Annotated in this window: 19 protein-coding genes; 5 read left to right on the top strand and 14 right to left on the bottom strand. The window is 35.8% G+C overall.

What is annotated here, in order from left to right; genetic code table 11:
* Positions 1-12: 12 nt before the first annotated feature.
* A complete protein-coding gene (locus HGJ18_RS10710) occupies positions 13-915 on the bottom strand; it encodes an Rpn family recombination-promoting nuclease/putative transposase (RefSeq protein WP_253696397.1) in 903 nt (300 codons plus the stop codon).
* Between the two features lie 248 nt (positions 916-1,163).
* Positions 1,164-2,018, bottom strand: a complete 855-nt coding sequence (locus tag HGJ18_RS10715) for an Rpn family recombination-promoting nuclease/putative transposase (RefSeq protein WP_253696399.1) — start codon at positions 2,016-2,018, stop codon at positions 1,164-1,166.
* 290 nt (positions 2,019-2,308) lie between these two features.
* Between HGJ18_RS10715 and HGJ18_RS10720 the strand changes: the two genes are divergently transcribed.
* Both HGJ18_RS10720 and HGJ18_RS10725 read left to right on the top strand, forming a co-directional pair.
* Entirely contained in the window at positions 2,309-4,702 is a 2,394-nt protein-coding gene (locus HGJ18_RS10720; RefSeq protein WP_253696401.1) for an adenylate/guanylate cyclase domain-containing protein, read from the top strand.
* Positions 4,703-4,735: 33 nt separating this feature from the next.
* The gene (locus HGJ18_RS10725) at positions 4,736-5,659 is read left to right on the top strand and encodes a selenium metabolism-associated LysR family transcriptional regulator (protein ID WP_253696403.1); all 924 of its coding nucleotides are present in this window, start codon (positions 4,736-4,738) and stop codon (positions 5,657-5,659) included.
* Positions 5,660-5,884: 225 nt separating this feature from the next.
* Here HGJ18_RS10725 and HGJ18_RS10730 read toward each other — a convergent pair whose 3' ends face one another.
* Genes HGJ18_RS10730 through HGJ18_RS10755 form a run of 6 tightly spaced genes read right to left on the bottom strand, consistent with a single transcriptional unit; the run spans position 5,885 to position 11,047 of the window.
* Complete coding sequence (locus HGJ18_RS10730) at positions 5,885-6,280, bottom strand: DUF4418 family protein (protein ID WP_253696405.1); 396 nt, start codon at positions 6,278-6,280, stop codon at positions 5,885-5,887.
* Between the two features lie 10 nt (positions 6,281-6,290).
* Positions 6,291-6,935, bottom strand: a complete 645-nt coding sequence (locus HGJ18_RS10735; RefSeq protein ID WP_253696406.1) for an ABC transporter ATP-binding protein — start codon at positions 6,933-6,935, stop codon at positions 6,291-6,293.
* Positions 6,936-6,943: 8 nt separating this feature from the next.
* Positions 6,944-8,140 carry an ABC transporter permease gene (locus HGJ18_RS10740; RefSeq protein WP_253696407.1) on the bottom strand — a complete coding sequence of 399 codons (1,197 nt, stop codon included), beginning with the start codon at positions 8,138-8,140 and terminating at the stop codon, positions 6,944-6,946.
* A 20-nt stretch (positions 8,141-8,160) separates the two neighbouring features.
* Positions 8,161-9,252: an ABC transporter substrate-binding protein gene (locus HGJ18_RS10745; protein WP_253696408.1), complete on the bottom strand. Its 1,092-nt coding sequence runs from the start codon at positions 9,250-9,252 to the stop codon at positions 8,161-8,163.
* A 27-nt stretch (positions 9,253-9,279) separates the two neighbouring features.
* Positions 9,280-10,047, bottom strand: a complete 768-nt coding sequence (locus tag HGJ18_RS10750) for an ABC transporter ATP-binding protein (RefSeq protein ID WP_253696410.1) — start codon at positions 10,045-10,047, stop codon at positions 9,280-9,282.
* 1 nt (position 10,048) lies between these two features.
* A complete protein-coding gene (locus HGJ18_RS10755; RefSeq protein ID WP_253696411.1) occupies positions 10,049-11,047 on the bottom strand; it encodes an ABC transporter permease in 999 nt (332 codons plus the stop codon).
* A gap of 203 nt (positions 11,048-11,250) precedes the next feature.
* Between HGJ18_RS10755 and HGJ18_RS10760 the strand changes: the two genes are divergently transcribed.
* Both HGJ18_RS10760 and HGJ18_RS10765 read left to right on the top strand, forming a co-directional pair.
* A complete protein-coding gene (locus HGJ18_RS10760) occupies positions 11,251-12,423 on the top strand; it encodes a double-cubane-cluster-containing anaerobic reductase (protein ID WP_253696413.1) in 1,173 nt (390 codons plus the stop codon).
* The gene (locus HGJ18_RS10765; RefSeq protein ID WP_253696420.1) at positions 12,420-12,665 is read left to right on the top strand and encodes a putative Se/S carrier protein; all 246 of its coding nucleotides are present in this window, start codon (positions 12,420-12,422) and stop codon (positions 12,663-12,665) included. The genes HGJ18_RS10760 and HGJ18_RS10765 overlap by 4 nt, the downstream gene beginning before the upstream one ends.
* On the opposite strand, the gene HGJ18_RS10770 is transcribed toward HGJ18_RS10765, so the two are convergent.
* The 6 genes from HGJ18_RS10770 to HGJ18_RS10795 are packed head-to-tail and all read right to left on the bottom strand — an operon-like array spanning position 12,666 to position 18,186.
* Positions 12,666-13,415 carry an acyl-CoA dehydratase activase gene (locus tag HGJ18_RS10770; RefSeq protein ID WP_253696422.1) on the bottom strand — a complete coding sequence of 250 codons (750 nt, stop codon included), beginning with the start codon at positions 13,413-13,415 and terminating at the stop codon, positions 12,666-12,668.
* A gap of 18 nt (positions 13,416-13,433) precedes the next feature.
* Complete coding sequence (locus tag HGJ18_RS10775; protein ID WP_253696424.1) at positions 13,434-13,982, bottom strand: CD3072 family TudS-related putative desulfidase; 549 nt, start codon at positions 13,980-13,982, stop codon at positions 13,434-13,436.
* 4 nt (positions 13,983-13,986) lie between these two features.
* On the bottom strand, positions 13,987-15,339 hold the full coding sequence (locus HGJ18_RS10780) for an ABC transporter substrate-binding protein (protein WP_253696426.1): 1,353 nt from the start codon (positions 15,337-15,339) through the stop codon (positions 13,987-13,989).
* Between the two features lie 53 nt (positions 15,340-15,392).
* Positions 15,393-16,211, bottom strand: a complete 819-nt coding sequence (locus HGJ18_RS10785; RefSeq protein WP_253696428.1) for a carbohydrate ABC transporter permease — start codon at positions 16,209-16,211, stop codon at positions 15,393-15,395.
* Complete coding sequence (locus tag HGJ18_RS10790; RefSeq protein ID WP_010694276.1) at positions 16,208-17,110, bottom strand: carbohydrate ABC transporter permease; 903 nt, start codon at positions 17,108-17,110, stop codon at positions 16,208-16,210. Before HGJ18_RS10790 ends, HGJ18_RS10785 begins: the two co-directional genes overlap by 4 nt.
* Positions 17,110-18,186, bottom strand: coding sequence for an ABC transporter ATP-binding protein (locus HGJ18_RS10795; protein ID WP_253696429.1), 1,077 nt, complete (start codon positions 18,184-18,186; stop codon positions 17,110-17,112). Before HGJ18_RS10795 ends, HGJ18_RS10790 begins: the two co-directional genes overlap by 1 nt.
* A gap of 180 nt (positions 18,187-18,366) precedes the next feature.
* Between HGJ18_RS10795 and HGJ18_RS10800 the strand changes: the two genes are divergently transcribed.
* Complete coding sequence (locus HGJ18_RS10800) at positions 18,367-19,383, top strand: ABC transporter substrate-binding protein (RefSeq protein WP_253696430.1); 1,017 nt, start codon at positions 18,367-18,369, stop codon at positions 19,381-19,383.
* Positions 19,384-19,395: the final 12 nt, after the last annotated feature.

Genomic DNA, 19,395 nt, shown 5'->3' on the forward strand with positions numbered 1-19,395 from the left:
CCCTTCCCCTAATTATAGTTTTTCGATTTCGTTAAGGTTTAAACCGGTAGCTTTTATAATGGAATCCGGGCTAAGCCCCATTTCAAGCAAATTTTTTGCAGTTTCAAGGGCTTTTTGGTGAGCACCCTTTTCAATACCTTGTTCAATACCCTTTATTTCACCTTGCAACATTCCTTCTTCAATACCCTGCCGATAACCTTCGCTTATACATGAAGCTCTGTCATGTTCATATTTCATACGGGAATCATAAAGCCATTTATCCCTAGGACTCATTTCCATTAATTCTATCGTTGCATTTGCCTTTTTCATCATCGGCGATTCTTGTTCCAGCATACTACGTACCTCCCTGTCATCAGTTTCGATAAATTTCAGCCAGTTTAATAAGCGTTTTGTTTTATTATTTTTATATTGACCTTCTTTTAAGAGCCTTGCTTTTTCAAGGTTCAATATATGAATCTCAAATTTTGAAACTAAAGGCTCTTTTGTATCTTTTTCCAGAATAAAATACTTGTTGTGTAAACGCTTATTTTTATTAAAGCCTTTTCCTATCAAGTTTATTGTAATACACTTTGGCAGTTTTGTATAGTCTTGGCCTTGTTTTATGTTTTCATTGTACATTTTAGACCAATAATACAAAGTTCTTTCAGGAAAATCAAAATGCCAACTGTTTTGAATCTCAATATCGATAAAAGTTCCATCTTTAAGTCTTAACTTGATATCCAAAACACCGAGTTTTTCACTTAAAAGCTCTTTCTGAAACTCCTTATCCAAGAGCTCCAAACCTGAGATGCTTTCAGGCGGAATATCCAATATACATTCCAGCAAATCCTGAAGAACATCCTTATTTTCTTCTACTCCGAATACACGCTTAAATGCATAGTCGTTGCGTAAAGTTATTTTAAATAATTTTTCCATAAATTAAGCCTCGTTAATAATTTTTTTTAAAGAAGAAAAATTTCCCCCTTTTCATAATTATTGTACGAAAAGTTTGTAATAAATGGTAAAATTTGAAAAAAGTCGGGGGTTCCAAAGGGGAAATCCCCTTTGGCAGCGCGAGTACAACCAGCGTAGCTTCGAGGTAAAAGGGATGGGGTCAAAGGGGAAGGGAAAAACCACCGCTCTGACTTGAAAAGCCCGTAAGGGAACGGGGGGCCTTCCCCTAATTATAGTTTTTCGATTTCGTTAAGGTTTAAACCGGTAGCTTTTATAATGGAATCCGGGCTAAGCCCCATTTCAAGCAAATTTTTTGCAGTTTCAAGGGCTTTTTGGTGAGCACCCTTTTCAATACCTTCTTGATACCCCGCATTTTTCCAAGAGGCCTTATCGTGTTCGTATTTCATGCGGTTTTCATAGAGCCACTTTTCTTTTGGGCTCATTTCCATTACTTCTATCATTGTATTGGCTTTTGCCATCATGGGGGATTCTTGTTCTAACATCTTTCTTACCTCCGGATTATCAGTTTTAATAAATTTCAGCCAGTTGTAAAGTTTCTTTCTCTTTTCGTCCTGTTCAAAGCTTTCTTGTTGTTCTTTAACTTTGGTTAAGTTTAAAAAGTGAATTTCAAGCTCATCGGAAAGCCTTTCGTTTAGGTGCTTTTCTACCACATTATACTCACTGTGAATAAGATTATTTAAATCAAAGCCTTCACCCACTATGTTTATTGTAATACATTTGGGCAGTTTTGTATACACTTCACCCGTTTTTAAGTTTTCCGTATACATTTTAGCCCAGTAAAAGATGGTTCTTTGAGCAAACTCGCTGTTCCATCTGTTTTGAATTTCGATGTCGATAATCGTGTTGTTTTTTAGGCGTAATTTTACGTCTAAGACACCGGTTTTGTCGCTTATCAAATCCTTATGAAACTCCTTATCCAGAAGTTCCAAGCCCGCAATATCCTTAGATGGAATATCCAATATACATTCCAACAAATCTTGAAGAATATCTTTGTTTTCTTCTACTCCGAATACACGCTTAAATGCATAGTCGTTGCGTAAAGTTATTTTAAATAATTTTTCCATAATTAAGCCCCGTTAATAATTTTTTAAAGAAGAAAATTTTCCCCCTTTTCATAATTATTGTATGCAAACTTTGCAACATATAGTAAAATTTTATTCTTTTTTAATCTCGACCAAAGAATAAACTAAAAACTTTGTAATAATGCCGGATTCCAAAGGGCGGCAAGCCCTTTGGCAGCGCGAGGAAAAGGGATGGGGTCAAAGGGGAAGGGAAAAACCACCGCTCTGAACGGGGGTTTGTCCCTTCCCCTTATTGTATTGACAAAAAGCATTTAGTGTGTAAACTATTATCTATGATGATAAAGGACCTAGATAAATTCCTTAAACGGATAAAAAAAATTTATTTTCACCCTGATACGGTAAAAATAGCTTCTCTTATAATTCTTGCAGTACTTATGATTTTTCCGTTTAGCATGACTAAAATGGACTTGTTTAATACCTCGCAGAGAGCAGTAAATCTTTACCCTATGACGGTATTATTTTCAAACTTTATACAAAGCGGTTTAAACTTTTTTTATGTAAGCAGCTTATTGCTGTTTTTATTGCCTATTGCATTTATAATTATCTTTGTATCAATTTTTCAAACAAAAATATCCTCAAAAATTGTTTATTTTTCGGCTTTAGTGCCTATAAGCCTTTATCTTTCAGCCTCGATTTCCGGCATGAATTTATTTGCAAACACTCCCAGATGGTTCTATTCTCTAAGTCCCCTTACATATTTTGCTTTTTTTATAGCCCTTATATTTCATGCTTTTTTGATAGCACACGGCATAATTTCCATAAAAAGACAAAACGAATCATATGTTGAATATAAACGATTGCTAAAAGAAGAGGAAAGTAAGGAAGAACTGTTAAACAAACGAATAGCCGATAAATTAAAAAAGAAAAAAGAAAAAGCACTACAAAATACCTCCGAACCCATACAGGAAGAAGCTTTTTCTATAGACAAGCTATTAAAACAATACATAAACCGTTTTAAAAACAGAAAAAAAAGGTCTCACATAAAAATAAAAATAACAATAGTTATTATTTTTACCATATTAGTGATTCTTTCAACCTTTATTTACACGGATTTGAGAAACTATAACATGCTTCTCACCCAAAACGTCAACACAACAGGAAAAAGTCAGGCCGAGCAGGTTGCAGCCATATACAGCTTTTCGGACGGTCTGCACGCTAAAATCAACGCCTTCCTAGAAGGAATAAAAAAGACCAATCTATCTTCGCCCTTCCCCTTCCAAAGGGTTGATATAATAACCACAAGCAATAAACAGCCTGTTTTTCTTGAAGAAATCAATGGATCTACCGAGCTGCCTTTTTTTGATGTGTTTTCTTATACTACAGCCGCAGGACAGGTACGGTTGATACCTGAAGAAGAAAAGAACATAAGCCCTGAGGAAGCAGCCCTGTATATAAAACATTTCAGAAATGAAGCTACGGTCAGTACGCCTATTTATAATAAAGAAAAAGGAACCTGCCTTTATGTCTATCCCGTAACCTTTACCCGTAAGGAGGGTCAAAGACTTGTAGGCTTCTCCGTTGTTACATATCTTAAAGAAATTCTAGACCGCCCTTATTTTAAGGCAAAGGTTTTTGTGTTTTCAATTTCGGCCGTGTTTTTCTATGCTTCTATAATCATCGTTCTTTTTTTGGCGGACTTTATTGCAAATCCGATTATTTTCTTATGCGGAAATATACGAAAAACCGCAAATATTTTACGCGAAATGATTTCGAGCAATGCATCAGTTGAAGCCGATCGGCTTATTTTTGAAGAAAACATCAAAACCCATGACGAAATAAAAACCCTTTCAATAGAGTTAAAAAATATTATCTCGCTTATCCGCGGAATTTTACCCTATGTATCTTTTCATACTATTCAAAATGCAGAAAAAAATCTTTCAAATAAAAGCGCCACAAGGGACCTCTGTTTCTTGTTTACCGATATAAGAGGTTTTACAAGCATGTGCGAAAACATGCAGCCTCGTGAGGTCATCAACATTTTAAACCGCTATCTTGATCTCGAAACAAAGATAATTTTCGAGAACGGGGGAGATGTAGATAAGTACGTCGGCGATGAAATTATGGCTTTTTTCTCAGGACCTAAAAAAGAAATCAATGCATGTAAGGCCGCTATGGAAATACGCAAAGCGATGAGAAGGGAGCAGAAGACGGCTCTAAAAGAAGACTCCGCTTTAGTTTCAATAGGAATAGGTATTAATTCGGGGCCCGTAGTATTCGGTCCCGTCGGCTCCAAAACCCGCAAAGATTTTACATCCATAGGAGACACGGTAAATCTTGCAGCCCGTCTTGAAGGTGCAAACAAAGAATACGGCTCAAAATCGATCATATCGGAAGAGGTTTATAAAAATTTAAGCAAAGATTTTATTTGCAGAGAGCTTGATTTTATTGCAGTTAAGGGAAAAACGGAAGCTGTCCGTATTTACGAAATTCTTCAGCCTACCGAGAAACTTACAACCGAAAAACTTTATGATATAAAAAAACTATTTGAAACAGGACTTTCTTATTATAGAAAAAGAAAATGGAAGCAGGCCGAAAAGTATTTTTCTGAATGTGCAGAAAAATATAATGATGCACCCTCCAAGGTATTTTTAAGAAGAGTTACTCACTATCAGGAATCTCCGCCGAAACCAAAATGGAGCGGTGTTTTTGTAATGAACGTAAAATAAAATCGGCTCAGTTTAAACCGAAAAGGAGTCTTTATGGAATTTAAACAACTTGAGATATTTATCAAACTTGTAGAAAATTTAAGCTTTTCCACTACTGCAAGCGAGTTGAACATATCGCAGCCCACAGTAAGCCTTACCTTAAAACAGCTTGAAGAAGAGCTCGATACCCCTCTATTCTTACGTTCTACAAGAGAGCTAAAATTAACCGAGGCAGGAAATAAACTTTACGGCGAAGCAAAGAACATTCTCGCCGAAAGGGACAAAGTAATAGAAAAATTTATCCATCCTGAAAGGAAGGTTATAACCATAGGAGCATCCACCATTCCGGCAGGGTACCTTCTTCCTTCAATAGTGAGAGAGTTTAAAAAAAAGCATCCCGACATTTATATAAAGGTTGAAGAAAAAAACAGCCTTGAAACAATAAAAAAGGTTTCACTGAATACCGTCGATATAGGCATCGTCGGAATGAAAACAGAAGATGAAAACTGCGAGTTTCTTCCCATTTATAAAGACGAATTTGTATTTATAAGTGCTAATAATTCTTATTACCAAAAACTAAAAAAATCAAACCCCAACTTAAAACGTATTGCCGAAGAACCCTTTATTATCCGTGAAGCAGGCTCGGCCGTCAAGCAAAATATGGAGCTGATTTTAAAATCTCAAAAGATAGATTTAGATTCGATAAATATAAGCGCCTCGATAAACGACACTGAGGTAATAAAGCAGTTGACCGCAGAAGGTTTAGGTACATCTTTTATATCGAGAATAGCAGTTGAAGACATGGTAAAAAATAAAAAACTGATAGCCTTTGAGTTAGGAGATGTTCCCCACCAATACCGCAATATCTATCTGGTATGGAATAAAAAAATAAACTACGCAAGCCATATCAAAGACTTTTTAAACTGCACGGAATGTTTTAAGGTAAAAAAAGAACTCAAAAATTTTGAAGATGTTTAAGAACATGGCTGCTGTATAAAACACATGTAAAAAGTCTTTTTTTACCTGAATCGAAATGATTATTGGATAAGTGGAAGCTTATTTTCTATCAATACAATAATCGAAAAAATATCAAATTAATTTAACGATTTAATAAAAAGGATAGTTTTTTAAATATATTAAAGCGGGATCAAAAAAGCCCCGGCTTTTGACCGGGGACAGGAGGAGGTCCATGAAAAAAACTTTTTAAGTTCTTTTCCTAAAAACTGATATACTGACTATTGTACAATACAAACAATAAATTCCTGCAATTATTAGAACGGTAGGTTTTGTATGTGCATTACAAGCCATTTCCATACTTGCGCAGGTCCCTACAAAAGTCGTTGAAGACAAAATCATTAAACATGCAATAACACATCCTATTAAAGCCGTTGCCTTTAAAACCTCTTTTGAAAGGATAAAGCTTATCAAGCCGATAGCACATAAAAGGATAGAGAACATAACTTCTGTTTGAATCATCCAATGACATTTCATAAATTTTCCGTTTGCCATTGCAGGGCAGGCAGGAGAAAATATTAAAACTCCCAAAATCATAATAACTCCGGCACAGATTGAAACTATAGAAAAAATTTTTTTATTCATTTTATACTCCTTAACTTGTTAAATCCATAACTTTAACATCATCGCTTAATAAATCGACATCATGTGTTACACAAAGAATAGCAATATTTTCTAAACTGTAAAGAATATTCATTACCTCTTTAGCTGTTGTTTTATCCAAATCACTTGTAGGCTCATCCAACAAAAGCATTCTAGGACTTGTAACTAGAGCACGGGCTAAAAGAGCTCTTTTTTTTTCTCCTCCAGAAAGATTGTATGGCTTTGCATCTTTTAGTTTGTATATTCCAAGTTTGTTTAAAATATCTTCGGCTTTTAAAGAAAGATCAAAGTCAGGTTTTCTATTCCGTAAATAAAAAGGGAATCTTATATTATCAAGAACCGATAAATTATTTAAAAGTTTAATATGCTGCGGTAGATAACCTATAGAGCTATTTCTATAAATTGAAGCTTGTTTATCATTCATAGTTGTAACAGGTACCCCATTAAACATAATTAAACCTTGTGTTGGGGCCAAAAAACCACTCACCATATTTAAAATTGTAGTTTTACCGCATCCCGATCTTCCTGTGATTGCAACAAATTCATTTTCATTTATTGTTAAACTAAAATTATTTACAGCAAGTATTTTTTCATTTCCGCGTATAAATTCTTTTGAAACATTGTTTAATTCAAGCATATTGTATCCTAATTATTTTGCTTTACGGCAATGGCTATTTCTTTTTTTGTGATTATCTTCATAATCAAAAATGAAGAACATACCCCTATTATTAAAGCAACTAAAATATTGCCTAGACCTAAAATTATTAAAGTCTTAAATTGAGGCATTAAGAACGGCAAACGAAAAGTCTGCTTTAATGCTGTGTTGAAGAGAAGACTTATTGTTCCTCCTAAAACAATACCGCAAGCAGAGCCTAGAACAACAAGGAGGGAGGATTCCAAAATAACAAGTTTATATAAATAAGATTTTGTAGCTCCGATAGCACGTATAGAAGAATATTCTTTACTCCTTTCCGATATGTTTAAGAAAAAGGTCAAACCGATGATTGCAATGCCTAAGAAACATAGTACAAATAATAAAATATAAATATATGTAAAAAGATTTTTTAACTTTGCAGAAATTTCCGAAAGCATATTAGCCGCAACAAAGGCTGTAGCTCCATATTTCTTTACATATTTTTTTAATTGAATCAATAAATCTCTGGGTTTTATATCTTTTACTTTAATAAGTACATTAGATATAAGTCTATCGTTTTCAATCGTCGGGATTGCAGTAACCTTACTTGCATATTCTGCCATTTTGCGTGCATCATATAAACTTAAAAATACAGAATTATCAAATCCCATACCAGTTGAGCTTAGTTTTGCTTTTACTTTATATTCATGGTTAAAGAAAGTTAATATATCCCCTTCTTTTGCCATTATATTGGAACCGATTACAACTTCATCTTTTTTTAAAGGCAGCTGAATAGTTTTTGTGAGCCAAGGCTTTACTATAAAATCTGTTTCAAAATCTATTCCTATCGCCTGTAAGGGAAAAGAGCAGCAGCCGATTGTAAGGGTCGCTATATAAAGCTGAGGACTCATGGCTTCAATACTATCTAAAGGAATAGCATTCATTACTTCCCTGTCCAAATAAAAACTTTCAGGCGTTCCATTAAATAAAGCACCTTCTAATTTTTTTTCGATTCCTTCGGGAACAATAATAATGTCGGCTCCTAGTCTATCTTTCAAAGAGTTTATACCGTTTTTTAAACTTAGCACGGTATAGATACTTATAAAAACAGAAGAACTTAAAATGCCCATCAAAGCAATAAGAATAAGAGATCGAAGTCCCTTATTCTTAATGTTTAATAGAGCTATATTTTTTATATATAGTTCCATAATAAAATTAATCTAGTAATTTATTTTTTCTCGGGATTAAAATCTGCCGCAATAGGATTCCAGACCCTTTTTAATAACTGTTCAGGTGTTTCATCAGGGACATCAATAATTCCGAATTTGATATAGTCGGCAATTACATTTTTTAAAGTATTTTCGGTTGTTGAGTCCTGTAATTTAAAATTATAGGTACTCATTATATAGTTGGCTAATGCTACATCACCGCTCGCCCAGTTATTATCATAAAGGAGCTTTACAGCTTCTTCCTTATTATCTTCAAGCCAAAAAGCACATTTTTTTATCGCCTTTGTAGCTTTTAAAGCTGTTATAGGGTTTTCTCTTAAAAATTTTCCGCTGAAAGCATGAATGCAGCAAGTCTCATCCTTAAAATCTTCATCAAAGGTAATAGAACGTATCATTTGTAAGGTTCCATCATCAACAAATTTTTGTGCAAATTGATCGGACAGGAGTGCTGCCTGAATTTCTCCTTTTTGAAGGGCAAGAACGGAAGCGGAATTTTCAACAGGAACAAATTTTACCTTATCGGGTTCAATATTATCGTGATTTAAAAATCTTAGGGATATATTGTGATCCGAATTTCCTATACCATTGGGAAGCCCTATCTTATACCCGATTAGATCTTTTGTAGAATTAAATTTACTATTCTTCAATGTATATAACGATTTACAACCTGTATGGGCACCGCTTATGAAGACCATATCTATTCCTTTTACTGTAGGAACAAGATATGAGGCTATATGACCCGTAGCTATTTGTACTTTGTCGGTTCCGACAGACTCTTTTTCACTCTGCACATTAATAACCTTAACCGATAGACCTTCTTCTTCAAAGAAACCTTTTACCGCTGCTAAAGCCGGCGTGGATGTACATAAACCGCCGTTATAACCGATAATAATTTCTTTACCGTAAAGAGGTTCTTTTTTCCAAGCTTCTTTATCATAGTTTAACTCAGTTTTTGCCTTTGAAAGGTCAGCTTTTATGGTTTCGTTTGCAGCCTTTCCTCGGTAATTGTCTTTCTTTACCTCTTCTTTTGAAGAATCACAACCTACAATAACAAAAGCAATACATAAAACTAATGTTATAATTTTTTTCATTTTTTATCTCCTAATATATAAAAATGATTATTTTTCTTTTCCAATTTTGCCGAAATCTAGCATATCCATGATTTGATTGCGGTATTTTATGAAAGTTTCTCCGGTCCTATTCCGAGGATATTCAAGTTCAATAGGAATATCAGCCCTAATTCTTCCGGGGCGTGGGGCCATTACTATTACCCTTGTACTCATATAAATTGCTTCATCAACATCATGTGTAACAAGGAGCATAACATGCCCGTTGTCCTGCCACATTCCTAAAAGCTCATCCTGCATATTCATTCTGGTGAAAGCATCAAGGGCTCCCAGAGGTTCATCCATTAAGAAAACTTCAGGTTCGTTTATCATTGTACGCACCAGAGCAACCCTCTGTGCCATACCTCCTGAAAGCTGATGCGGATAAGAATCGGAAAATTCCGTCAAGCCTACAGTCTCTATCAATTGCTCAAGTCTCTTTTCTTTTTGTTTATATGTTTTTAAAATTTTAGGACTAAACGAAGCATTTTGTTTTACTGTAAGCCAAGGAAACAATGTAGGCTGCTGAAAAACCATACCTCTGTTGGGAGCAGGGCCTTCAATTTGTTTACCGTTTAATATAAGCTCTCCCTTTGTGGGCGGAATAAGACCTGCAATTAAACGCAGTATTGTAGATTTTCCGCAGCCCGACGGCCCCACAAGAGAAACAAATTCTCCGTCTTTAACAGTTAAACTTATATCCGAAAGAGCTACAGTTATATCATCAATATCCGTTCTGGGAAAACTCTTTGAAACGTTTTTCAATTCTAAGATGTTCATTTTAGCCCTCTTGCCATTTTAAGACCGAACGCTTGATTTTATTTAAAAGCTGATAAACGGCAATAAAGGTCAAACAGATAATGACTATTGCCGCATACATCTTCGCAAATTCCGCCCATGATTTTTGCCAAGTTATATACCAGCCCAATCCCGATTCAACCCCCAGCATTTCGGCAACCAGCAAAGCTGTACAGGCGGAACTCATTCCCTGAGTTAGACCTTGAAAAATATTTGGCAAGGCTGCGGGAATGGCGATCCGGCTTACCAGCTGATGCCCTTTTGCCCCAAGAGTTTTTGCAGCAGCAAAGAAGTCCCTATCAATATTGTGAATTCCCGTTATTGTAGCTAAAGTAGTTGAAAACCAAACTCCAAGGGCAATAATAAAAACGGCCCCTTTGAACAAACTCGAAACCAAGACCATAACAAGCGGAAGCCATGTAGTTGAGGGAATAGGGCCGAGCAAGCGCATAAAGGGAGCGACCCAGTAGTTAATCTTTTTACTGTACCCGCATAAAATACCTGTGATGATTCCTATACCGGCACCTATACCGTAACCTGTAAATAGAAGTATTAAAGAATTTTTTACGCAATCAAGTAAATAAGCCCTATCGTTTATAGCTGCATTTAAAACCTGATTTACCCACGGAAAATAGGGTAAAATCAATACACCTGTTTTTAATGTCAGATAGTCATAGGCCGTATAGATAAGAAATACTAGAGTATAAAGAGGAGCTTTGTGACGTATTTTGCTAAAAAGAGGCCTATAAAAAAAGGAAATTATTAAGGCTATGGAAAAAGCTAAAATTTGGCATCCTATAAAGATCGCATAAATTTCAGAGTTTTTATTTGGTCTTATGCCGGGGATATAATAATATTCTGTAAGGCTCAAAACACCCATAGTAATTGGTAAGAAACATACAATATAATCAAATACCAATTGAGTTTTTGTTTTCGGCTTAGACTCAAGCTCTAATAATTCATACCTTGTAATTTTACTCATTTATAAAACTCATATTCTATTTTTTTAATAAATCATAAAAATAATTTATATATCTTTTAACACAATTCACTTATTTTGTCAATATAAAATAGCAATAAAATTTTATATATTTACCTCAACCACTTGTAATTTTTTTTAATAAATATTAACATATTATAATAAATATAGAGTGTCTCAATCTAAACTATTTTTGGAGTATGATTATGAACAATTTGCCTAAGGGCTTTGACAGCTTGGCTGAAGCTCAGCAGAAAAAATTTTTGGCTTTAAAAAATCTAAAAGACGGAGGCGGCAAGGTTATCGGCCTTTACTGTTCCTATGTACCTACTGAGCTTGTATATGCAGCAGGAGCCGTTCCGGTTTCCTTATGTGCAACAAGTGAAAAACCCATAAGCGCAGCCGAGAGAGATTTGCCTAAAAACCTCTGTCCTCTTATAAAGGCTTCTTACGGACATGCCATAACCGACACCTGTCCGTTCTTTTATTTTTCTGATTTTATTGTGGGAGAAACCACCTGTGACGGCAAAAAAAAGATGTTCGAACTTTTAAACGATATAAAGCCTACCTATGTAATGCATCTTCCTCAAAATAACCTTGATCCGAAGGCATACCCCTTTTGGGCCGATGAAGTAAAAAAGCTAAAGGAAAAAATCGAAGAATTTTATAACATAAAAATAACCGAAGACGATTTAAGGCAGGCTATAAGGGACTGCAATCAGGAAAGAAGAAACCTTGTAAATTTCTTTGAACTTTCAGCCCTAGACCCATCTCCGGTTTCAGGCTTGGAACAGTTTAATGTAAAAGAAGCCTTTGGTTTTCAATACGATATACAGCAAAAAAATGCCGAGATAGTAAAACGCACAAAAGAATTAAAAGAATATTGGGAAAAGAATTTAAAAGGCACAAGGGATGAACGGCCGAGGATTTTAGTTACAGGCTGCCCCTTGGGAGGCGTAAAAGAAAAAATTTTGGCACAGATTGAAAAACTGGGAGCCGTAATCGTAGGTTATGACAGCTGTTCGGGTTTACGCACCCACATGGAATTCGTAGATGAAGATCCAGCAAGGGATCCGATTGAGGCTATTGCTGAAAAATATCTTAAAACAAACTGCTCCGTTATGAGTCCCAATCCCGGAAGGCTCAAGGATTTGGATTATCTTGTAGATCACTATAAGGCCGATGCCGTAATCGAATGTACCTTGGTTGCCTGCCACACCTTCAACCTTGAAGCTTATACGGTCGGAAAATACATCATACAAAAAGGACTTCCCTATATTCACATAGAGTCGGATTATTCGCAAGAAGATGCAGGACAATTTGCAACAAGACTTGAAGCCTTTTTGGAAGTTGTTTCAGAAAGGAAAAAATTAAAATGAATTATATAATTACCTTTGCAACTACAACTGCAGCAATTCAATGCGACTCAATGATAAAGGCTGACCCTATAAATGCAAAGCTTGTTCCAATACCGGGTTTTTTAAAAGCCGGCTGCGGTTTTGCATGCCTCTTTCAAAATGTACAAAAAGAAGAAGTTGAAAGCTGGATAGGCAGAAATAATATCAGCTATGAGGAGCTGCTTGAAGTAAGGTATGAAGGTAAAAATATAATACCGGCCTAACTATGATAATATACAGGCTCCTATTGCTCCGGCAAAGGCCCCCAAGTCATCCGATAAAACGGGGGCTTCAAGTTTTTTTGAGATTTCTTCTATTATATAATCGTTTGAACTAAATCCGCCTGTTAAAAAATATAGATCGGAGCGCGGTTTTCTGTTTGCTAATGAAACTACTTTTGAAACTATTTGGTTGATAACGCCCCTTGCAATATCTTCGCGGGGAGTTCCCTTTCCCATGAGGGAGGTTACTTCAGATTCGGCAAAGACGGTACAGACGGAAGAAAGGTTTAAGTCCTTTCCCCGCACTGCGTACTCGCTTATTTCCTGTAAGCTCAAGCCCAGCCTGTTTGCCATTAACTCCAAAAATTTACCCGTACCTGCCGAACACTTATCGTTCATAATAAAGTCAATTACAAGTCCGTCCTTTACAACAATGACTTTTGTATCCTGTCCGCCGATGTCGATTACGGTTACATCTTTTTTTGCCAAAAAGTGAGCACCCTTTCCGTGACAGGAAATTTCGGTTAAGGTTTTGTCGGCAAAGGGAACGCTCACTCTTCCATAACCTGTGGCGGTTATTTTAAAGTCCTTATTTTGCAAGGTCTCCTTTATCCAGTCCAAGACAGCCTCTCCCGTTTCCTTGCTGTTCCATCCGCTGGGTATACGATTTTTATAAAGAATGTTTTTTTTATTTTCGTCCATTATAACGGTTTTGGTTGCCGTTGAACCGATATCAATTCCTATGTAGTGCATACTCCTCTCTCAAGATATTTAATCTTTTTCCAAAATGCTCTCCAAATTTTTTATAAGAGCACTTACCGTATCCCTGCTGTTATAGGCAATAAAGTTTGTTTTGATGGAATTTTCAAAAAAAATTTTTTTTAGTTCTTCCATATAAATGCCGGGAATATGGGGGTAATTTATATTTTTGATTTTTGTAAAATCTTTTATTGAAGATATTTCACCGCCCCAATCTTCAGAGCTGCATGAAAAGTTAATACCGCAGCTGGGACTACCATCAATACCGACTACAGCCAAAAGTCTATAGCCGTTATTGATGTACTCCCTTACCTCATCCAATTTTTGGTTTATCATGGAGCGGCATGTTTTTCTGTAATTAATATTATCGAACTGTTCACGCACATGACCCCATCGTCTTAGTCCGTATACTTCAGTTTCGGGACAAGCCGATTGAATTATACCTATCTTATTCTTTGTAAGCCAAGTTAATAAGGGTTCCATACTTTCCCTTTCGTTTTCTGCACGGACCTGACTGAGAGGATTTAAAAGGCAGTGGCTCAATAATATTATATTTTTCATACTATTACTTTTTCTGGAAATTCTTTTTTGCTTCTTCGCGTTCCCTTGTTGCGTTTTCTTGAGCATCCTTTAAAGCTTGATCAAGAGTTTTTTTACCTGCAACAACTTCTTCCAAGGCTTTTTGCATATTTGAATGTATGGCATAGCCGTTTAAGCCCTTGGGATCCTGATAAGCATAGGGGAACATATTTGATGCAATCCTCTTGCTGGGATCTTCATTGTCCAAAAAGGCTTGGAATTCTTTTGAATTTAGGGCTGCATTTGTTAACGGAAGATAACCGCTTTTCTTTCCCCATGCAATCTGTGTATCCGTTTCAAACCAGAATTTCATAAACTCAAAAGCAGCTCGCTTTGTTTCTTCAGAAACCGTGTTAAACATTGTTATATCTGTTCCTGAGTAGAGAGCAGCAGCCTTCTTTCCTTTGGGGAGTTCGGCAACCTTCCAGTTTATACCTGTAGCAGTGCAAGCTTCTTTCATTTTAGGAAGATTAGAAGATGAAGCAAATCCGATAAAGGCTTCACCCCTCGACATCGGGCCTGTGATATAACCTTCTTCAAATTCAATCTTAGCTGTTTTATCGTTTATCATCGATAGAATAAATTCGTAAGCTTCTTTTACTTCCGGAGTGTCGATTAAAACTACATCTTTTTCTTCATCATAAATATGACCGCCGGCCTGCTCTACCCAAAAACTAAAATCGATACCGACACTCTTATTGAACACAAGCCCGACCTTTCCGTCCCCGGTCAATTTTTTTGCGGCGGCTTTTAATTCGTCCCAAGTTTTAGGAACGGCTATACCCTTTTCCTTTAGAACATCTTCGTTATAGTACATTAAATAAGCACCTTTGTTAAAAGGCAGTGAATGATGTATACCGTTCCACATGCCGTTATCCCTTAAACCTGCGGGAATATCGTTCCAGATTTTTTTGTCAAATCCGTATTTCGGATCATCAATCCTCGGATTTAAATTTTCGACAAGATCGTTTAGGACATAGGCTGTAAGCCTGTTACAATAGATCATCGAAAGAGCAGGAAGAGAATTAGCCTGTGCTGCTCCGTTTAATTTTTCAAAAAGCTCTCTGTAGTGGCCTTGAAATACGGGCTTGACTTCAATGTTTTGATGAGTTTCATTGAACTTTTTTACCAAAGTTTCAAGAATCTCTCCGTTTTCGCCGTTCATTGCATGCCAAAATTCAAGAGTTTGTTTTTCTTTTGGAACATACACATCAGCACTTGTAGAAACCGATCCAGATTTCTTTTCTGTTTTTGCCTCATCGCCTGAGCAAGAAAGCATGGAAGACATTATTGATAAAATCAATAAGCCGACAACCATAAATTTAAAATACCTTTTCATTTGTACCTCCAATAAAAAGTTTTTTTACACGGTTTATTTATAAACCGCATCTCCTATCCTTTTATACCATTTTTGCTAAAACTCTCTATCAAGTGTTTTTGCAAAACCAAGTATACAATAATAACAGGCACAATCACCATCGATGAATATGCCATCAAATAATTATAATTAGGCCCTGCTTCAGTCATAAATGTAGTTAAGCCTACCGGAAGAGTCCGTTTTTCAGGTTGATTTATCATTAAAAGAGGCCATAAAAATTCGTTCCAGCTATTTATTATTCTTAAAAGGGCTATGCTGATTAGGGCCGGCTTTAAGTACGGCACGGCAATCTTCCACAGATATTTAAAATCGCTGCAGCCGTCTATCTTTGCAGAATAATAAAGCTCTTTAGGTATATCCAAAAAATATTGTCTGAGCATAAAAATAGAAAAGGCCGATGCAATCCAAGGAATATATAAGGCATGAAGAGTATTTATCAATTTTAATTTTGTAAGAGTAACAAAATTGGATGTCAGTAATACCTCACTCGGAATCATCATCGTAGATACTATAAGAACAAAGAGAAGGCCTCGTCCTTTAAATTTAATATGAGTAAATGCAAAGGCTGCTAGAATCGTGGTAATCAAAGTTCCTATAGTTACCATAAAAGAAACAAAGAGGCTGTTAAAAAAATAAGCCCTGAAGGGAACTTTTTCAAAAACAAATTTATAATTTTCCCAATGATATTTTGACAAAATAAATTGAGGAGGTAATTTGTAAATAGCCGCAGAATCATTTAAGGAAGTAACAAGCATCCAAATAAACGGGATTAATGAAAGAAGAGCGCCCAAGATGATAACCGAAATAGCCGCAATATATAAAGCTTTTTTCATGATCTAAGGCCTCCCAAACCTAGACGCTTGTTAATAAGTTTACTTACAAAAAAACCTAAGACAGTTAAACCTAAAATTAAAAGAAACAGAATAAAGGAGGCCGCAGCAGATACTCCGTAAGAAAATTGATTTACAAGTTTATCGTAAATATAATATACAATGGTCAAACACGAATCGACAGGCCCTGCAGAGCGATGGAACAAAGCATAAACTTCGGAAAAGGTTTTAAAGGATCCTATGAGGGAAGTAATAAAAACAAAGAATATCATCGGAAAAAGAAGAGGCAATGTAATTGCAAAAAATATTTTTATACCTGAAGCTCCATCCAATTTTGCGGCAGCATAATACTCTTCAGGGATATTACGCAAACCCGTTAAAATAATTAAAATATTGTATCCTAATGTTTTCCAAATACATAAGATTATAAGTGCCGTCATAGAATAATCGGGATCGGTCAGCCAACTCACAGCATCAATGCCTATCAAACTTAAAAGATAGTTTAAAAGGCCGAAGCGTGAATGAAAAATCCATCTAAAGACAACTGCTACTGCAACCGTGCTTGTAATAAACGGCAGAAAATAAATATTGCGAATCAATGAATTTATCTTTGTATTTTTAACCAAAAATACCGAAACTAAAATAGAAAGGCTCAAAGAAAACGGAACTATAATTGAAACAAATTTTAAAGTATTTAAACTAGCTAGAATGAACTGCGGGTCATTAAAAAGAGAGGTATAATTTTCAAATCCGTATTCATAGGCTATATGCTTAAAATAATTATAGCGGGTATAAAAGCTCATTAAAAAAACTTTAATGGCAGGATATAAGCTGAAGGTTGAAAGAATGAGTAAGGCCGGAAGTAAATACAAATAAGCCGATACGGAATTAGATTTTTTCATTATTCAATCCTGCAATCCGGTAAAACTCTATCTCCGTTTTCATCAAACATAAGAATTTTATTTTTTAAAAATTCCAAACCTATTTTTTCGCCGGTATGTAAATTTAATTCGGGTGAAACATATAACTTCAATTCCTTATTGGCACATAGACAGGTTAGGATTACATCCTTTCCCATATTTTCCATTAAAGATATCGACGCATAAAAATCGGGCTTTTCATTATTTATGCGGATATCTTCAGGTCTTATTGCAATAAAAATATTTTTCATATCCTCAACATTACCGTCTATGGAAATATTACAGCTGAGGTCCTTTATCTTTAAAATTTTATCTTCTATGCAGGCTTCAAAAATATTTATCTCTATCATTCCGATAAATTTAGCGGCAAATAGATTGACAGGTTCTCTGTATATTTCATTAGGCGTTCCGAACTGCTGTACCTCTCCTTTTTTAAGCAGGAGAATTTTGTCCGAAATAGCGGAAGCTTCTTCTTGATCATGAGTAACAAAGATTGTAGTTACTCCAAGCTCTTTTTGTATCCGTTTAATTTCTTCTCTCGTTTGAACTCGCAATTTTTTATCGAGATTGGATAAGGGCTCATCCATCAAGAGCACATCAGGATTTTTTATCAAGGCCCGGCCTATTGCAACCCTCTGCTGCTCTCCACCTGAAAGGGCTCCCGGTTTTTTTGTTAATAAATTTTGAATCTCCAAAAAAGCCGCAATCTTATTGACTCTCTCTTTAATTTCGGCCTTAGGTATCTTTTTTATTTTTAAGGGGAAGGCTATATTATCAAAAGCCGTCATGTGAGGATAAAGAGCATAGTTTTGAAAAACCATACCGATGTTACGCTTATCAACAGGAATTTTACCGATATCTTTATCATCAAAGAAAATAGTTCCTTCCGTCTGCTCAAGAAGGCCGGCTATCATTTTTAATATGGTAGTTTTTCCGCAGCCCGAAGGGCCCAAAAAAGAAACAAGCTCTCCGTCTTCTATTGTGAGGTTTACATCTTTTACGGCAAAATCATTGCTTTCCTCAAAGCTTTTTGTTAAATTTTTTAGTGTTATTTTCATACTCTTTAGTTATTTTAAGATATTCTAAGCCCAAAACCTTAAATACCAGTATATGGAAGAAAAATAAAAAGTCAATAGATATATTATAAAACTTTTATATATATCTATTTTTTATATATATTGACTCTTTTTCAATATCATAGTATCTTGAACTATCTAATCATAATTTTGGAGGGCAAAATGAAAAAAAATATTTTTGCTGCACTATTTTTATTGCTTGCAAGCACCCTTGTGTTTGCAGCCGGTTCTTCCGAAAAAGAATCAAAGGATCTTTCGGGAAAAACATTGAATGTGGTTGCAACAAGTGCTTACAAGGAACTCTTTGATGCATTTACTGCAAAGACAAACGTAAAGGTTGAATTTCTTTCGATGTCGAGCGGAGAAGTTTTGGCAAGAACAAGGGCAGAAGGAAAATCTATGGCCGATGTTTGGTTCGGAGGCGGACTTGATGCTTTTATGGCAGCAAAGACCGACGGACTTTTGGAAAACTATGTTTCTCCCAACTCAAAAGATATCCCGGCTCGATATAAGGACCCTGACGGAGCTTGGATTGCAAAAGGAATTACCGTTGTAGGCTTTATCGGAAATAAGGATGTCTTAGCCGAGAAAAAACTTCCCATGCCCAAAACCTGGGCAGAGCTTGCCGATCCCAAATATAAGGGAGAAGTTATTATGAGCGATCCTTCAATTTCAGGTACAAGCTATGGAGCAGTAAAAGGCCTGCTCGATCTTTTCGGTGAAGAAAAAGGCTGGGCTTATTGGGAAAAGTTAAACGCAAATATTCCTTTTTTGGGAAAGAGAGGAAAGGATCCGCAAGAAAAAACAGCTCAAGGCGAATTTGCAGTGGGCATTATTCCTGCCGACGGAAAGGCTTTTAAACTTGCCGACGATAAAAACCTAACTGTAGTATATCCCGAAGACGGAATTCCGTGGGTACCGGAAGGAACTGCTATCTTTAAATCATGTCCGAATCTTGATGCGGCAAAAGCTTTTATCGACTTTATGCTTACAAAAGAAGCTCAGGAAATTATCGCAAGGCTTGACGGAAAAGATTCCGCTCAGATTGTAAAGCCGGGTATTAAGGGGCTTTCATTAGGCTTGCCGAAAGATAAGCTTATAAAGGAAGATTTAAGCAGCTTCGGAAAAGACAGACAAAGAATCTTAGATAAATTTTCTTCGCTAAGGCCGAAAAACTAAAACAAAAACTAA

It is taken from the genome of Treponema denticola, from assembly GCF_024181405.1.
GTDB classification, from domain to species: domain Bacteria; phylum Spirochaetota; class Spirochaetia; order Treponematales; family Treponemataceae; genus Treponema_B; species Treponema_B denticola_D.

What these genes read in the sequence shown, in the direction of transcription:
- HGJ18_RS10710 (WP_253696397.1), bottom strand. Translation starts at nt 915, where the DNA reads ATGGAAAAATTATTTAAAATAACTTTACGCAACGACTATGCATTTAAG.
- HGJ18_RS10715 (WP_253696399.1), bottom strand. Translation starts at nt 2,018, where the DNA reads ATGGAAAAATTATTTAAAATAACTTTACGCAACGACTATGCATTTAAG.
- HGJ18_RS10720 (WP_253696401.1), top strand. Translation starts at nt 2,309, where the DNA reads ATGATGATAAAGGACCTAGATAAATTCCTTAAACGGATAAAAAAAATT.
- HGJ18_RS10725 (WP_253696403.1), top strand. Translation starts at nt 4,736, where the DNA reads ATGGAATTTAAACAACTTGAGATATTTATCAAACTTGTAGAAAATTTA.
- HGJ18_RS10730 (WP_253696405.1), bottom strand. Translation starts at nt 6,280, where the DNA reads ATGAATAAAAAAATTTTTTCTATAGTTTCAATCTGTGCCGGAGTTATT.
- HGJ18_RS10735 (WP_253696406.1), bottom strand. Translation starts at nt 6,935, where the DNA reads ATGCTTGAATTAAACAATGTTTCAAAAGAATTTATACGCGGAAATGAA.
- HGJ18_RS10740 (WP_253696407.1), bottom strand. Translation starts at nt 8,140, where the DNA reads ATGGAACTATATATAAAAAATATAGCTCTATTAAACATTAAGAATAAG.
- HGJ18_RS10745 (WP_253696408.1), bottom strand. Translation starts at nt 9,252, where the DNA reads ATGAAAAAAATTATAACATTAGTTTTATGTATTGCTTTTGTTATTGTA.
- HGJ18_RS10750 (WP_253696410.1), bottom strand. Translation starts at nt 10,047, where the DNA reads ATGAACATCTTAGAATTGAAAAACGTTTCAAAGAGTTTTCCCAGAACG.
- HGJ18_RS10755 (WP_253696411.1), bottom strand. Translation starts at nt 11,047, where the DNA reads ATGAGTAAAATTACAAGGTATGAATTATTAGAGCTTGAGTCTAAGCCG.
- HGJ18_RS10760 (WP_253696413.1), top strand. Translation starts at nt 11,251, where the DNA reads ATGAACAATTTGCCTAAGGGCTTTGACAGCTTGGCTGAAGCTCAGCAG.
- HGJ18_RS10765 (WP_253696420.1), top strand. Translation starts at nt 12,420, where the DNA reads ATGAATTATATAATTACCTTTGCAACTACAACTGCAGCAATTCAATGC.
- HGJ18_RS10770 (WP_253696422.1), bottom strand. Translation starts at nt 13,415, where the DNA reads ATGCACTACATAGGAATTGATATCGGTTCAACGGCAACCAAAACCGTT.
- HGJ18_RS10775 (WP_253696424.1), bottom strand. Translation starts at nt 13,982, where the DNA reads ATGAAAAATATAATATTATTGAGCCACTGCCTTTTAAATCCTCTCAGT.
- HGJ18_RS10780 (WP_253696426.1), bottom strand. Translation starts at nt 15,339, where the DNA reads ATGAAAAGGTATTTTAAATTTATGGTTGTCGGCTTATTGATTTTATCA.
- HGJ18_RS10785 (WP_253696428.1), bottom strand. Translation starts at nt 16,211, where the DNA reads ATGAAAAAAGCTTTATATATTGCGGCTATTTCGGTTATCATCTTGGGC.
- HGJ18_RS10790 (WP_010694276.1), bottom strand. Translation starts at nt 17,110, where the DNA reads ATGAAAAAATCTAATTCCGTATCGGCTTATTTGTATTTACTTCCGGCC.
- HGJ18_RS10795 (WP_253696429.1), bottom strand. Translation starts at nt 18,186, where the DNA reads ATGAAAATAACACTAAAAAATTTAACAAAAAGCTTTGAGGAAAGCAAT.
- HGJ18_RS10800 (WP_253696430.1), top strand. Translation starts at nt 18,367, where the DNA reads ATGAAAAAAAATATTTTTGCTGCACTATTTTTATTGCTTGCAAGCACC.